The sequence below is a fragment of the Sphingomonas sp. SUN039 genome, from assembly GCF_024758725.1.
Taxonomy (GTDB): Bacteria; Pseudomonadota; Alphaproteobacteria; order Sphingomonadales; family Sphingomonadaceae; genus Sphingomonas_O.
In genome coordinates, this window is record NZ_CP096972.1 from 973,001 (window position 1) to 986,455 (window position 13,455).

At 64.5% G+C, this 13,455-nt stretch carries 19 protein-coding genes; 10 read left to right on the top strand and 9 right to left on the bottom strand.

Translation table 11 applies throughout. The annotated features are described in order from the left end of the window. Positions 1–77: 77 nt before the first annotated feature. Genes rplI through rpsF form a run of 3 tightly spaced genes read right to left on the bottom strand, consistent with a single transcriptional unit; the run spans position 78 to position 1,333 of the window. On the bottom strand, positions 78–674 hold the full coding sequence (gene rplI / locus M0209_RS04825; RefSeq protein WP_258887164.1) for a 50S ribosomal protein L9: 597 nt from the start codon (positions 672–674) through the stop codon (positions 78–80). A gap of 8 nt (positions 675–682) precedes the next feature. Then, positions 683–907: a 30S ribosomal protein S18 gene (rpsR, locus tag M0209_RS04830; protein ID WP_258887165.1), complete on the bottom strand. Its 225-nt coding sequence runs from the start codon at positions 905–907 to the stop codon at positions 683–685. A gap of 12 nt (positions 908–919) precedes the next feature. Next, positions 920–1,333, bottom strand: coding sequence for a 30S ribosomal protein S6 (gene rpsF, locus M0209_RS04835; protein WP_258887166.1), 414 nt, complete (start codon positions 1,331–1,333; stop codon positions 920–922). 311 nt (positions 1,334–1,644) lie between these two features. Between rpsF and fabD the strand changes: the two genes are divergently transcribed. Both fabD and fabG read left to right on the top strand, forming a co-directional pair. Next, complete coding sequence (fabD, locus tag M0209_RS04840) at positions 1,645–2,580, top strand: ACP S-malonyltransferase (RefSeq protein ID WP_258887167.1); 936 nt, start codon at positions 1,645–1,647, stop codon at positions 2,578–2,580. Beyond that, complete coding sequence (gene fabG, locus M0209_RS04845; protein WP_258887168.1) at positions 2,580–3,317, top strand: 3-oxoacyl-[acyl-carrier-protein] reductase; 738 nt, start codon at positions 2,580–2,582, stop codon at positions 3,315–3,317. Before fabD ends, fabG begins: the two co-directional genes overlap by 1 nt. Here the strand turns inward: fabG and M0209_RS04850 are convergent. After that, positions 3,314–3,907, bottom strand: coding sequence for a LysE family translocator (locus tag M0209_RS04850; protein ID WP_258887169.1), 594 nt, complete (start codon positions 3,905–3,907; stop codon positions 3,314–3,316). The genes fabG and M0209_RS04850 overlap by 4 nt on opposite strands. Before the next feature lie 65 nt (positions 3,908–3,972). Between M0209_RS04850 and M0209_RS04855 the strand changes: the two genes are divergently transcribed. Continuing rightward, positions 3,973–4,434: an Lrp/AsnC family transcriptional regulator gene (locus tag M0209_RS04855; RefSeq protein ID WP_258889565.1), complete on the top strand. Its 462-nt coding sequence runs from the start codon at positions 3,973–3,975 to the stop codon at positions 4,432–4,434. Between the two features lie 6 nt (positions 4,435–4,440). Here the strand turns inward: M0209_RS04855 and M0209_RS04860 are convergent, their stop codons facing one another. From M0209_RS04860 to M0209_RS04880, 5 genes are all read right to left on the bottom strand, one after another. After that, a complete protein-coding gene (locus tag M0209_RS04860) occupies positions 4,441–5,166 on the bottom strand; it encodes a cytochrome c biogenesis CcdA family protein (RefSeq protein ID WP_258887170.1) in 726 nt (241 codons plus the stop codon). A gap of 15 nt (positions 5,167–5,181) precedes the next feature. Further along, positions 5,182–5,571 carry a thioredoxin family protein gene (locus tag M0209_RS04865; RefSeq protein WP_258887171.1) on the bottom strand — a complete coding sequence of 130 codons (390 nt, stop codon included), beginning with the start codon at positions 5,569–5,571 and terminating at the stop codon, positions 5,182–5,184. Between the two features lie 82 nt (positions 5,572–5,653). Continuing rightward, positions 5,654–6,715: a 3-oxoacyl-ACP synthase III family protein gene (locus M0209_RS04870; RefSeq protein ID WP_258887172.1), complete on the bottom strand. Its 1,062-nt coding sequence runs from the start codon at positions 6,713–6,715 to the stop codon at positions 5,654–5,656. Beyond that, complete coding sequence (locus M0209_RS04875) at positions 6,712–7,395, bottom strand: 3-oxoacyl-ACP synthase (RefSeq protein WP_258887173.1); 684 nt, start codon at positions 7,393–7,395, stop codon at positions 6,712–6,714. Before M0209_RS04875 ends, M0209_RS04870 begins: the two co-directional genes overlap by 4 nt. Positions 7,396–7,473: 78 nt before the next feature. Continuing rightward, positions 7,474–8,445: a nitronate monooxygenase family protein gene (locus M0209_RS04880; protein ID WP_258887174.1), complete on the bottom strand. Its 972-nt coding sequence runs from the start codon at positions 8,443–8,445 to the stop codon at positions 7,474–7,476. Positions 8,446–8,625: 180 nt separating this feature from the next. On the opposite strand from M0209_RS04880, the gene ccmC reads away from it, so the two are divergent. The 7 genes from ccmC to M0209_RS04915 are packed head-to-tail and all read left to right on the top strand — an operon-like array spanning position 8,626 to position 13,407. Further along, on the top strand, positions 8,626–9,342 hold the full coding sequence (ccmC, locus tag M0209_RS04885; protein WP_258887175.1) for a heme ABC transporter permease CcmC: 717 nt from the start codon (positions 8,626–8,628) through the stop codon (positions 9,340–9,342). Next, a complete protein-coding gene (locus tag M0209_RS04890; RefSeq protein ID WP_258887176.1) occupies positions 9,339–9,479 on the top strand; it encodes a hypothetical protein in 141 nt (46 codons plus the stop codon). The genes ccmC and M0209_RS04890 overlap by 4 nt, the downstream gene beginning before the upstream one ends. Beyond that, on the top strand, positions 9,476–9,910 hold the full coding sequence (gene ccmE / locus M0209_RS04895) for a cytochrome c maturation protein CcmE (protein WP_258887177.1): 435 nt from the start codon (positions 9,476–9,478) through the stop codon (positions 9,908–9,910). Before M0209_RS04890 ends, ccmE begins: the two co-directional genes overlap by 4 nt. Then, positions 9,907–11,832, top strand: a complete 1,926-nt coding sequence (locus M0209_RS04900) for a heme lyase CcmF/NrfE family subunit (RefSeq protein ID WP_258887178.1) — start codon at positions 9,907–9,909, stop codon at positions 11,830–11,832. The genes ccmE and M0209_RS04900 overlap by 4 nt, the downstream gene beginning before the upstream one ends. Continuing rightward, entirely contained in the window at positions 11,829–12,353 is a 525-nt protein-coding gene (locus tag M0209_RS04905; RefSeq protein WP_258887179.1) for a DsbE family thiol:disulfide interchange protein, read from the top strand. The genes M0209_RS04900 and M0209_RS04905 overlap by 4 nt, the downstream gene beginning before the upstream one ends. Further along, positions 12,350–12,757, top strand: coding sequence for a cytochrome c-type biogenesis protein (locus M0209_RS04910; RefSeq protein ID WP_258887180.1), 408 nt, complete (start codon positions 12,350–12,352; stop codon positions 12,755–12,757). The genes M0209_RS04905 and M0209_RS04910 overlap by 4 nt, the downstream gene beginning before the upstream one ends. Then, a complete protein-coding gene (locus tag M0209_RS04915; RefSeq protein WP_258887181.1) occupies positions 12,757–13,407 on the top strand; it encodes a cytochrome C biogenesis protein in 651 nt (216 codons plus the stop codon). The genes M0209_RS04910 and M0209_RS04915 overlap by 1 nt, the downstream gene beginning before the upstream one ends. The last annotated feature ends 48 nt before the right edge of the window (positions 13,408–13,455 follow it).

The window sequence follows — 13,455 nt, forward strand, 5'->3', positions numbered from 1 at the left end:
GCCGGACGGCGGCAAGACGCACGAAAAAGGCCCGGCAGGTTGCGCTGCCGGACCTTTTTTGTCGAATTGCAGACGTTTTAGGCTGCGGACTCTTCGGTCGCAGCCAGTGCTTCGACCGCAATTTCGCCGGGTTCCGCGTTCGGATCGTAATCCTCGGTGAATCCGGCTTCGTCCTTTTCGAACATCGCGGCCATGACGTCGACGCCCTGCGCCTGCAGGTCGGCTTCCTCAGGGGACCGGGCCACGTTGACCTTGACGCTGACGGCGACTTCGGGGTGCAGCTGGACGCGCACCTCGTAGAGGCCGATCGCCTTGATGGGCTTGTCGAGGACCACCTGGTTCTTCTGAACCTTCGCGCCTTCGGCTTCGAGCGCCTCGACGATGTCGCGCACCGCGACCGAGCCGTACAGCTGGCCTGTGTTCGACGCCTGACGGATCAGGGTCACCGACTTGCCGTCGACGTCCTTCGACGCCGTTTCGGCCTCGCCCTTGCGGGCTTCATTGTCGGCGACGATCCTGGCCTTGTTGGCCTCGAACACCTTGCGGTTGGCGTTGTTCGACCGCAGCGCCTTTTTGTTGGGCAGCAGGAAATTGCGCGCGAAGCCGTCCTTCACGGTGACGACGTCACCGATAGACCCAAGCTTTTCGACGCGCTCAAGGAGAATGATTTCCATCGTTCAGCTCACTTCACGACATAGGGGAGGAGGCCGATGTGCCGCGCGCGCTTGATCGCCTGGGCGAGTTCGCGCTGCTTGGGGGCACTGACGGCGGTGATGCGCGACGGCACGATCTTGCCGCGCTCGGACACGAAGCCCTGCAACAGGCGCACGTCCTTGTAATCGATCTGCGGGGCATCCTTCACCGAGAACGGGCAGGTCTTGCGACGGCGGAAAAACGGGCGAGCCATTTCAAATTCTCCTTAAGCCGCTTCGGCGTCGTCACGGCGCGGACGACGGTCGTCGTCGCGGCGCGGGCGATCGCCATCTTCGCGGCGGGGGCGGTCGTCACGGTCGCGCTTGCGCATCATCGCCGACGGACCGGCTTCGTGCGCGTCGACGCGCAGCGTCATGTAGCGGACGACGTCTTCGTTGATCTGGGTCTGGCGTTCGAGTTCGACCACAACATTGCCGGGCGCTTCGAACTCGAGCATGACGTAATGCGCCTTGCGGTTCTTGGCGATCCGGTAAGCAAGGGTGCGAAGGCCCCAGCTCTCGGTCTTGACGATCTTGCCGCCATGGTCGGTGATGATTTTGGTTGCGGTTTCCGCGAGCGCATCGACCTGGCTCTGGGCCACGTCCTGACGCACGAGAAACACATGCTCGTAAAGAGCCATGCGGTCTGTACCTTTCCTGCCGATCGCTGACGCCGCACCATGCGGAACGCCCCTCCGGCTTTCTTGAGAGCGCGCCTATGGCGGGGTCCGGGCGAAAAGGCAAGTGTGGCGCACGCCGCAGGCTATCATTGGTTCACACGATGCTCACGAAGGCTCGAAGAAGGAAAGGAAGAAAAGGAAGGGGCGAATTTTTCTTTTCTTCTTCCTTTGTGCCTTTGTGAGCTTCGTCTGAACCCATACCCTGCCGCAACGCGGGTTATGGTTGCGCCTGCGGCGCGGTATCGCCTACCGGAAATACAAAGGGAGAGATCATGCGCGCTTTCGTTTTTCCGGGGCAGGGCAGCCAAGCCGTTGGCATGGGGCGCGAGTTGGCGGCAGCAAGTGCCGCCGCGCGCGCCGTGTTCCAAGAGGTCGACGATACGCTGGGGCAGGCGCTGTTCAGGCTGATGACCGACGGGCCGGAGGACGCGCTGACGCTGACCGCAAACGCGCAACCCGCGATCATGGCGAATGCGATCGCGACGTTGCGCGTGCTGACCCACGAAGGCGGCGTGCGGCTGGCGGACAAGGCGGCTTTCGTCGCGGGGCATTCGCTGGGCGAGTATTCCGCCCTGTGCGCGGCGGAAAGCTTCGACTTGCCGACGACGACGCTACTGCTCCGTATGCGTGGCGACGCAATGCAGGCGGCTGTTCCGGTCGGAACGGGCGCGATGGCGGTGCTGCTCGGGCTCGATTTCGAAGCAGCGGCAGCGGTCGCGGCGGATGCGGCGCAGGGCGAGATCTGCCAAGCCGCGAACGACAATGGCGGTGGACAAGTCGTTATCTCCGGCCATGCCGCTGCCGTCGAACGTGCGATGGAACTGGCCAAGGAGCGCGGGGCAAAGCGCGCCCTGCCGCTTGCCGTGTCGGCCCCCTTTCATTGCGCGCTGATGGCCCCGGCGGCGGAAGTCATGTCGATGGCGCTCGGCGAAGCGAAGGTTCAGGCACCGCTTGTGCCGCTTTACGCCAATGTGACCGCCGCGCCGGTCGCCGACCCCGATACGATCCGCGAGCTGCTCGTCCGGCAGGTCACCGGCACCGTCCGCTGGCGCGAGAGTGTCGAGGCGATGGTCGCGGCAGGCGTGACCGAGTTTGTCGAATTCGGTGGCAAGGTACTCGGCCCGATGATCAAGCGCATATCGCCCGATGCCACGACGCGAAGCGTCGTGACAATGGCGGATATCGAAGCTGTGGCGAAGGATTTGTGATGTTCGACCTTAATGGAATGACCGCGCTCGTGACCGGTGCTTCGGGCGGAATCGGCTCTGCCGTCGCAAAGGCGCTGGCGGCACAAGGGGCGACGGTCGCATTGTCGGGCACGCGTGAGGACGCGTTGAAGGCTGTCGCGGCGGATATTCCCGGCGCCGTTATCTTGCCATGCAACCTGTCCGATGCCGAAGCCGTCGACGGCCTTGTCCCCCGCGCCGTCGAAGCACTCGGCGGCAAGCTCGACATCCTCGTCAATAACGCCGGTGTCACACGCGACAACCTCGTCATGCGGATGAAGGACGAGGAATGGGACGCGGTGATCCGTGTCAATCTCGAAGCCGCCTTCCGCCTCATCCGCGCGGCTGCAAAACCGATGATGAAGGCGCGTTTCGGCCGCATCGTCTCGGTGACCAGTGTCGTCGGGACGACCGGCAACCCCGGCCAGGCCAATTATGCCGCGTCGAAGGGCGCGCTGGTCGCGCTGACCAAGTCGGTCGCGCAAGAACTGGCGAGCCGTGGTGTTACGGCGAACTGCGTCGCCCCCGGGTTCATCGCCACGCCCATGACCGACGTGCTGCCCGACGCGCAGAAGGAGGCGTTGAATGCACGCATCCCGGCAGGCGCGATGGGCACCGGCGACGACATCGCCGCCGCTGTCGCTTTTCTCGCCAGCCGTGAGGCGGGGTACGTCACCGGCCAGACGCTGCACGTCAACGGCGGGATGGCGATGATCTAAAGCGCCACCGCCAGCGAACCCACCAGCAATACCGCCATACCCCAGTTGAAGACCCGCCGCCGCGTGTCATCGGTCATCCAGCGCCGCAGATACTGGCCCATCACCGCCCAGACGCCGACCGTGGGCAGGTTGATCGCTCCGAACACGGCGGCCACGCCCAGGACGGCGATGACGCTGCGCGATCCGGCGTAAACCGCGATGGCGGTCAGCGCCATGGTCCACGCCTTGGGGTTGACCCATTGAAACAGTGCGGCCTGCATAAAGGTCATCGGCCTGCCGCTGCTATCTCCATCGACCGTCGCAGGGGCAGGCGACAGGGCGATCTTCCATGCCAGCCAGACCAGATACGCGGCGCTCACCACCTTCAGCACCATGAACGACGGCGGCCATGCCTCGAACAAGCCGACCAGTCCCACGCCGACCAGCACGATCATCACGGTAAAGCCGATCGCCACGCCCAGCATGTGCGGAATGGTCCGACGCAGCCCGTAATTTGCGCCTGACGCCATCAGCATCATGTTGTTCGGTCCCGGCGTGATCGACGAGACGAAAGCAAAGCCGAGCAGGCCGAGGAACTGTTGCGTGATCATACGCGCATTGTTATTGCAACTTTGATTGAAATACATTGTGAAAGTGCGCTCAAATGCCTCTATCGATGCAACTATCGGGCAAAATAGACGCCATTGGAGCAAAGATATTGCATGAATTGTCGCAGGATGGTCGACTGACGAATATCGAGCTTGCCGATCGCGTCGGCTTGTCGCCGTCGGCCTGCCTTCGCCGGGTGCAGGAAATGGAGCGGCGCGGTCTCATCTGCGGCTATCGCGCGGTGCTCGACCGCGCCCAGCTCGGGATCGGCTTCGTCGCCTATGTCGCCGTCGGCCTCGCGCATCACACCAAGCAGGACCAGCAGGGGTTCGAGGCGGCGATGGAGGTGGCTCCCGAAGTGCGCGAATGCCATAATGTCACCGGGTCGTTCGAATTCATTCTCCGGGTGGAGGCGGTCGATCTGGCTGCGTACAAGCATTTCCACACCGACGTGCTCGGCGTCCTGCCGCAGGTCAGCTCGATCCAGACCTATGTCGTTATGGAGTCGCCCAAGGATGAACGTGCCTGACCCGCTCTAGATCATCGTTGTCAGCTCGGTGAGCCATTCGGGCGATGCACTGACAAGCACGCCTTCGAGAATGCGGTCGATACCCGTGAAGATCATGACACCGACGACGAGCAAGAGCCCGCCGAGCGCGCGCTTGCCGCCGCTGCCCGCCGCCATCAATTTGCTGCGCCAACGAGTGAAGACCGCGCGGGAGGTGAAAGCGATCAGCAGCAATACCGCCGCAATGCCCAATCCGAACGCAAACATGACGAGCGCGACTTGGCCAAGATTCTCCCCCTGCGCGGCGAGCACCGTTGCCGCACCCAGTGTCGGGCCGACACAAGGGCTCCAGACCATGCCGAGCAGCACGCCGATGGCGGCCTGCCCGGCAAGACCATATCGCACCAGCCCTGCCTGACGCTGACTCGCCCAATCGGCGAGGGGCGTTGCAGCACGGGTCAGATATGCCTGCGCGGCGGGGACGAGCAGGAAGATGCCGGCCAGCACCAACAAGACAGCTCCAAACAGCCGCACCACCTCGCCGTCGAAGCCGGTCGAAGCCCCAAGCGTCGCGACGACAAAGCCAATGATCGTGAACGACGCAACCAGCCCCGCCGCCAGCGCCAGCGGCCCGAAGCGGTGCTGATGCGCCGCGCTGCCGAGCACGATCGGGACGAGCGGCAGGACGCACGGCGACAAGATCGTCAAGGCGCCCGCGCCAAGCGCGAGGAGCGGCGAAAGCGTATCGGCCATCGTCGTTGTGTCTGCTCAGCGCGTCGTCAAAGCGAGCAGATCGCGGATTTTGGTCTTGTCGGTAATGTACGACACTCGGCCCAGTTCGCGTCCGCCCTTGAACGCGATCAGCGTCGATTGTTTGGTGACGTTGAATGCCTGCCATTCGGCCTTTTGCTTGTCGAAATTGATGCGGAGGATGAGCAGCTTGGCGTATTCGGGCGCGCCGACGGTTGCCTTGATTGTGTTCGTTTGAGACGCACACACGGGGCACCACCAGGCATTCACTTCGACCAGGGTCGGCCGACCCGCCTTTTGCGCAGCGTCAAAAGTCGCGCGGTCGAACGGTTTGTATTCGGCGGCAACTGCCGGCGCGCTCGCGCCGATCAGGGCTGCAACATAGGAAATAGCGGTCAAGGCACGCATCGGAAGTCTCCGTCAGGGTGGATCGATACCCGTTCGGTCGCTTTCGGCGGCAGGTTACATTCCTCGCTTCGGCCCGTCGGAGTCAGGATCGGGGATGGTCGTAAACAAAACCGCCGTACATAAATTTTGTGGCCTCGGCGCCGAGCGCCAGAATGCGGGCTCCCTGTGCCAGTCCGTCGCGCCGAAGCTCTGACAGTGCCATCCACATCGCCGCCGAGCCGGTGTTGCCGAGGCGATTCGCGCACGTGAACGCATCCCCCGGCGCAAGGCCGAATCGCTGTTCGATCTGTGTGGCAACACGTCCACTGACCTGATGCGGCACGATGATATCGGCACTCTCAAGCGAAATGCCTTGGAGCCGCGCGCTGGCAACGCCCGCGTCGAACAGTGCGGGGCCGGAGGCGAGGATCGCGGCATAGTCGTGGTCGAATTCAGTCGCCCCATGTCGCACGTGCAGCCCCGGCGCTTTACCCAACCCCAGCGCCCCGAACCATGCCGCGTGCAGTACAGGGCCGGTGTCAGCCGCCGGACCGAGCACGATGGCAGCCGCGCCATCGCCCATTTGCATGAGATTTACGAGCTGGGAGGTGTCGTCGATGGCGTGGGCCGGATCGAACCACAAGGATCCAGTTTCCGACCCGACCAGAACGACCGGCTTTGCATCCGGTACCGACAGCAGACCGAACGCAATCATCGACGCATTGGCAAATCCCGTGCACGCTTGACGAAGCTCGAGATGCGGGCCCCTGTACCCCAGCCGGTCGGCAGCCAGGGCAATGTTCGATGGGATCGGCTGGAGCGGGGTCGTGGTATGGCCGATCAGATAGCCGATATCGTCAACCGTCAGGCCGGCATCGTCGAGGGCCGACAGGACGGCGCTGGCGACGAGGTCGGGATTCGACTGGCCGGGGCGGGCGACTTCGTCGCGGGCGTCGAAAGGGCGGCAGAAATGGCGGCTGCGGATGGCCATCCGGCGGGAGATCGCGCGTGCTTCGCCTCGGCGATTCAGTCCGAAGCGGTTTGCCATGTGGTCGATCAGCGCGTCGGTTTCGACGGGAGCGCCGGGTAGAGCCGTGCCTGTCCCTAGCACGGCAAGTCGACCGGTCGACAGCCAAGGCGCGACGGTCGTCGGGGCAGACGTCACGCCTTGAGCAGCCCGTCAGGCAGTTGGCGGATGCCCCGGTCGAGTACCGCAGGATCGACCGCAAGGCGTTCGAAAGCATCGCCGACCAGACCCAGCGTATCGGCCAGCGCGCATCTCGCCGCTGCCGCCGTATCGCGCAGCGCAGCGGGAGTGCCATGGCGCATCACAAGCTGTCGTGCGACCGCGACATGACGTGCCTCGTCGTTGCGGATGCGTCTAAGGACGCCACAGATGACAGGATCGCGCGCGACAGCTCCTTGCCTTTGGGTCAGGCGGCCCAGAATCAGACACACTGCCGCATCCAGCGCAGCAATCCGCGCGAGATGGGCGGTCGGCCCGCCCGACTGCAGGCGGATATGAAAGCGCCGCGCCGACACCAGCAATCGTTCGGTCCCGACCGGTACGGGGAGCGCTGCCCGTATGCCGCGCAGCAGGGCGTCATGGACACGTTCTTCGCTTGCAATCACCCCGAGCGCTTCCGACTCGATCTGAAACGCCGCGATATCCGAAAGAGCATCGAATGCCATTGCCGCAGCCTCTTCGCCGCATCCAAGCAGCGGGATGAGCATGGCAAGTGCTGCTGCCGCATCGTCGGTCAGCCGGGCGGACGGGGCGACGCGGACCGGCGTCGCGGGGAGGCTACTGTCGATTTCGAAACACAGCGGTACAATTGCTGCCATGGCAAGCCTCCGCCCGAATAGCCAACACGCTGTTCGCGGAACGGAGGGAGGAGGTTACAAACCTAGCGGCGACGAGATTTAGGCGCGGACCTTTGCGTCCAGCTCCATCTTGGCCGCACGGTATTCACGTTCCAGCTTGTCGACGAAATCGGCGACGCTCAGGCTCTCGTGGATCGCACCGATGCCCTGACCCGACCCCCAGATGTCGCGCCACGCCTTGGCAGGTGCGTTCGACGACTGGCTGAAATTCATCGTCTTGAAGTCGCCCTCGGGCAGATTGTCGGGGTCGAGGCCCGCCGCTTCGATCGACTGGCGCAGGTAATTGCCATGCACGCCGGTGAACAGCGACGAATAGACAATATCTTCCGCGCGTCCCTCGACGATACCCTGTTTGTAATCGGGATCGGAGTTGGCTTCCTTCGTCGCGATAAAAGCGCTGCCCATATAGGCGAGGTCCGCCCCACACGCCTGCGCCGCGAGAATCGAGCGCCCGTTGCCGATCGCGCCCGACAGCGCGACCGGCCCGTCGAACCATTCGCGGATTTCGGAGATAAGCGCGAAGGGGGACTGGACCCCGGCATGACCGCCGGCACCCGCCGCGACCGGGATAAGGCCGTCGGCCCCTTTTTCGATCGCCTTGCGGGCGAACTTGTCGTTGATGACGTCATGGAGCGTTATGCCGCCCCAGGCATGGACCGCCGCGTTCAGGTCCTCGCGCGCGCCGAGCGACGTGATCGTCACCGGCACCTGCCACTTGGCGCAGGTCGCCAGATCGGCCTCGAGCCGGTCGTTCGATTTATGGACGATCTGGTTTACCGCATAGGGCGCTGCGGGCCGGTCGGGATGGGCGCGGTTGTGCGCGGCCAGTTCCTCGGTGATCCGGTGCAGCCATTCGTCGAGCAGCCCCTGCGGCCGCGCGTTCAGCGCCGGAAACGCGCCGACGATCCCCGCCTTGCACTGGGCAATGACGAGTTCGGGGCCTGACACGATGAACAACGGCGAACCGATGAGCGGAAGACGAAGGTTCGAAAGAATGGCGGGCAGGGTCATGCAGGCGGTCATAGCGAGGGTGAAATGACGCGCAAGGCCGCGACTTCGGACGCTACGGAATGCAGCTGCCTTTTGGCGGCAAACCGACGGGACGGGCCTGGCGCAGGATTTTTTGCCCGGGAATCGCCAGCGAAACGCATCTTCCCAAGCGGCGCGCGGCTGGCTAACACCCGCTGCAGCATGCATGCCTTTGCAAATCCCGCCAAGTTCTTGCGCCTCGCGCGGCCGCTGACTGCGATCTTCGGGATCGGCGGAGCGTTATTGATCGCGATCGGATGTTATGCCGGGCTGGTGCTGACGCCGCCCGATTATTTGCAGGGAGATGCGGTCCGCATTCTCTACATCCATGTACCTGCCGCTTGGCTGTCGATGGCGGGGTGGAGCGGCATAGCGATTGCCAGCCTGGCGCAACTGGTGTGGCGGCATCCACTGTCGGGCGTGGCGGCGCGCGCAGTTGCCGTGCCGGGTGCCATGTTTACGGCGATCTGCCTGATAACCGGCGCCATCTGGGGCCGTCCGACCTGGGGCACCTATTGGCAATGGGACGGGCGCATGACGTCGGTGCTCGTGCTGCTGTTCCTCTACATCGGCTATATCGCACTCGCTTCGAACAGCAGCGAGCGGGGCAGCGTGAGCCGCGTCACCGCGATCTACGGGCTGGTCGGCGCGATCAACCTGCCGATCATCAAATACAGTGTGCAATGGTGGAACACGCTGCATCAGGCACCGTCGATCACGCTCAAGGGGTCGGCCATCTCGTCCGAGCTGCTCTGGCCGCTGGGCTTTACCGTACTTGGCTTCAGCTTTTTGTTCGGGGCCATCTTGCTGATGCGGATGCGCGCCATTTTGGCGGGCGCGAAGGTCGAGGCGCGGCTCGCAAGGCTGGCAGCCGCATGAACCCCTGGCCGTTCGTCATTGCTGCCTATGTTATTACGCTGGGCGGGGCGGCGATCATCGCAGCCTGGGCATGGTCCGCCATGCGCCGCGCCGAACGTGCCGTCGAAGACCTGAAAGACCCCCGGGGCAATCGATGAAACCCAAGCAGCAACGCCTGTTCCTCGGGCTGGCAGCGGTCGCAGCCATTGTCGGCTCGGGCTTCCTCGCCATGTCGGCGATCGGGGAAAAGGCGAGCTTCTTCTATTCGCCTGCCGACATTGCCAAGGACGGTGTGCCGCAAGGTCAGGCGATCCGCTTAGGGGGAATGGTAACCGGCGGCAGCATCAAAAAGGCTGCCGACGGCGTCACTATCGATTTCCTCGTCCATGACGGCCCCGCGAAGGTGCCGGTGCGCTTCCGCGGGATTCCACCCGATCTCTTCAAGGAGAACTCGGGCGTCGTGGCGGAGGGACGCTTCGAAGGAGCGACCTTCGTCGCCAGCAATTTGCTCGCCAAGCATGACGAACGCTACATGCCGCCGCAGATGGACGGCAAGCAGCACAAGACGACGACGCTCGCGGCGCAATGATTGCCGAAGCCGGTCTTGCCGCCTTGTGGCTCGCCGCCGCGCTTGCGCTGCTCCAGTTCGCGCTGGCGTGCCTCGGCCTGAACGACGAGCGCACCCAATTGCGGCATGGCGTCCGCGCCGTTGCGGTCGTGCAAGGGCTGTTCGTCGCGCTCGCATTCGCCCTGCTGGTCATCTGCTTCCTGCGGTCCGATATGTCGGTGCAGCTGGTCGTGACCAACAGCCATTCGGCGAAACCCTGGCTCTACAAGCTGGCGGGGACATGGGGGAACCATGAGGGGTCGATGCTCCTCTGGGTCACGATTCTGGGGGCAGCAGGCGGACTTGTTGCGCTGCTCGAACGGCGCGTCGTCGAACGGACGCTGACCGCGACGCTCGGCGCGCAGGCGCTGATTTCTTTCGGCTTTTACGCCTTTCTGCTGTTCGCCTCGAACCCTTTCGCGCGCGCGTTTCCCGTGCCCGAGGACGGGCAGGGGCTGAATCCCTTGCTGCAAGACCCCGGCCTCGCCTTCCATCCACCGACGCTCTATATCGGCTATGTCGGCATGTCGGTCGCGTTCAGCTTTGCCGTCGGGGCGCTGGTGACGCGCGACGTCGGGCGCGATTTCGCTCGCGCGATGCGGCCGTGGGTGCTCGGCGCCTGGATATTCCTGACGCTCGGCATCACGGCGGGCAGTTACTGGGCCTATTACGAGCTTGGCTGGGGCGGCTGGTGGTTCTGGGATCCAGTCGAGAACGCCTCGCTGATGCCGTGGCTCGCCGCGACGGCACTGCTCCATTCGGTGACTGTGCTGGCGACGCGCGACGGTCTGCGCGCCTGGACGATCATGCTCGCGGTGGTTGCGTTCAGCATGTCGATGATCGGCACCTTCCTTGTCCGTTCGGGCATTTTGACCAGCGTCCACGCCTTCGCGGTCGATCCCGAACGCGGCAGCTTCATCCTCGCGCTGCTGGCGCTCTACATCGGCGGCGCGCTCGCACTGTTCGCAATCCGCATTTCAACTGTGAAGGAAGGGACGCAGTTCGACCTCGTCAGCCGCGAAGGCGCGCTTGTCGCCAATAATCTGCTGTTGTCCGCGATCCTCGGCATCGTCTTCGTCGGGACACTCTATCCGCTGTTTGCCGAGGCGGTGTCGGGCGACAAGCTCTCGGTCGGGCCGCCCTATTTCAACGCGACGGCGGGGCCGCTGACGCTCGCGCTGGTCATCGTCATGGCGCTGGGGCCGGTCAGCCGCTGGCGACGCGACGAACTGCGCGCGGTGGTCGGGCGCGTTGCCATCCCTGTGCTCCTGTCGGCGGCGGCATTGCTGGCGATGGTCGTGTTCGCGCCGCGCATCCATATCCTGTCGTTCCTCGGTATCGTGCTGGCGGTCGGAGTCGGGGCGGCAAGCCTCGCGCCGTTATGGGGCCGCAACCTCCGCCGCACGCCGATGATCACCTACGGCATGGTGCTCGCGCATTTCGGCGTCGCGGTCAGCCTTGCGGGCATGGCGACCGAGAGCGCGTTCATCAAGGAGACGCTGGTCGCGTCGCAGATGGGCGAGACCCACACTGTCGGCCCGTACAAGATCACGCTGAAATCCATCGAGCCTGTTGCCGGACCGAATTGGACCGCGCTCGAGGCCGAACTGGTGGCGCAGCGCGGCGACAACACGCCATTCACCCTGCGTCCCCAATCGCGGATGTTCTCTAACCCGCCGACGGAAACCAACGAGGCCGCGATTGCGACGAGGCTCGACGGGCAGCTCTACCTCGTGCTCGGTAAGCCCGACGGGCAGGGCCGTTGGCAGTTGCGGCTGTGGTGGAAGCCGATGGTGACGCTGATCTGGCTGGGCGGTGCCCTGATCGCGCTGGGCGGTCTGCTCTCGCTCATCGGGCGCAGCTTGCGCGAACGCGGGCAGTCGCTGCGAAAGGCCTATGGGTGAAGCGCTTGTTGCTCTGGCTGCCCCTCGGGGCGTTTGTCGTCTTCTTCGGCATACTTGCACTCGGCCTGTACGCGCCCGACGACCGCACCCACCCTTCGAAACTGATCGGCAAGCCGATGCCAACGTTCAACCTGCCGCCTGCAGCCTCAGGGCGTCCGGGCCTGACCAGTGCCGACCTGCGCGGCCAGCCGCGCCTCGTCAACGTTTTCGCCAGCTGGTGCGTCCCTTGTGCGACCGAGGCACCGGTGCTCGGCATGATCGCGCAACAGGGCGTCATTGTCGACGGCATCGCCATCCGCGACCGCCCGCAGGATCTCGCCGGTTTCCTGACCCGCCACGGCAATCCGTTCCGCGCCATTGGTGACGATCCCGCGTCGCAGGTCCAGATTGCGCTGGGGTCGTCGGGCGTGCCCGAAACATTCGTGGTCGATGGCGCGGGCATGATCCGGTACCAGCATATCGGGCCGATCGGGCCGGGGGATGTCGATACGATATTGGCAAAACTGGGGGCCGCGCGATGATCCGCCGTATCGCCCTCGTCGCGCTGCTGGCGATTGCCCAACCGGCGCTGGCCGACTCGCTGATGCCGCAGGCGCCGCTTGCCAACACCCAGCTTGCCGATCCGGTGAAAGAAGCCGCTGCACAGGAGTTGATGCTCTCGATCCGCTGCCTCGTGTGTCAGGGCCAGTCGATCGCCGACAGCGATGCCGAAATGGCCGCCGACATGCGTTCGTTGATCCGGACGCGGGTGCAGGCCGGGGAAAGGCCCGAAGCGATCCGTAGCTGGCTCGTCGAGCGTTACGGCAATTGGGTAACCTACGATCCGCCGCTCGACATGGCGACCGCACCCTTGTGGATCGCGCCGCTGCTGCTGCTTGGATTCGGGCTGTTTCTGGCGCGCGGTCGCTTCCGGAGGCGGCGCTGATGGCGTGGGTTTCCGCTCTCGGTTTTGTAGTCGTTGCGCTCGGCCTGATCTCGCGCTTCGCTAAATTGCCGCGTACCGGACTCGAACTGACGCTGGCCGCTGTCCTCGTCGGGATCGCAGGCTATGTCTGGCAAGGATCGCCAACGCAGGCCGGATCGCCGGTGGAGGCGAAGGACAAGGGGTTTGTACCCCCCAATGTCGCGCTTCGCGCGTCGCGCGCTGCAACCGCCAACAATTACGGCGATGCCGCCAAGGTTGCCGAATTCGCCGATACGCTCGACCGGATGGGACTGACCCGCGAAGGGGTGATCGCGGTCAAGACGGCAATGCGGAAAGACCCGGACAATGTCGAACTCTGGGTGGCGCTGGGGAACACGCTCGTCGCGCACGGGGGCGGCACTCTGTCGCCTGCAGCCGAATTCGCCTTTCAGCGTGGCGCGCAATTGTCCCCCGAACATCCGGGGCCCCCGTTCTTCATGGGACTGGCGCTCGCGAATGCCGGACGGGCCGAAGATGCGGGGCAGGTGTGGCGCGGTTTGCTCGCCCGCACGCCGAAGGATGCGCCGTGGCGTGCCGACCTCGAGGCGCGGTTGACCGCCATCGGCGGCATGCCCGAACCACAGGCACCGGAAGCCAAATTAGGCAATTGATTGCACAAACGCTTGCGGTGCGGCGCTTTTTGCGTCCACATACCGCAA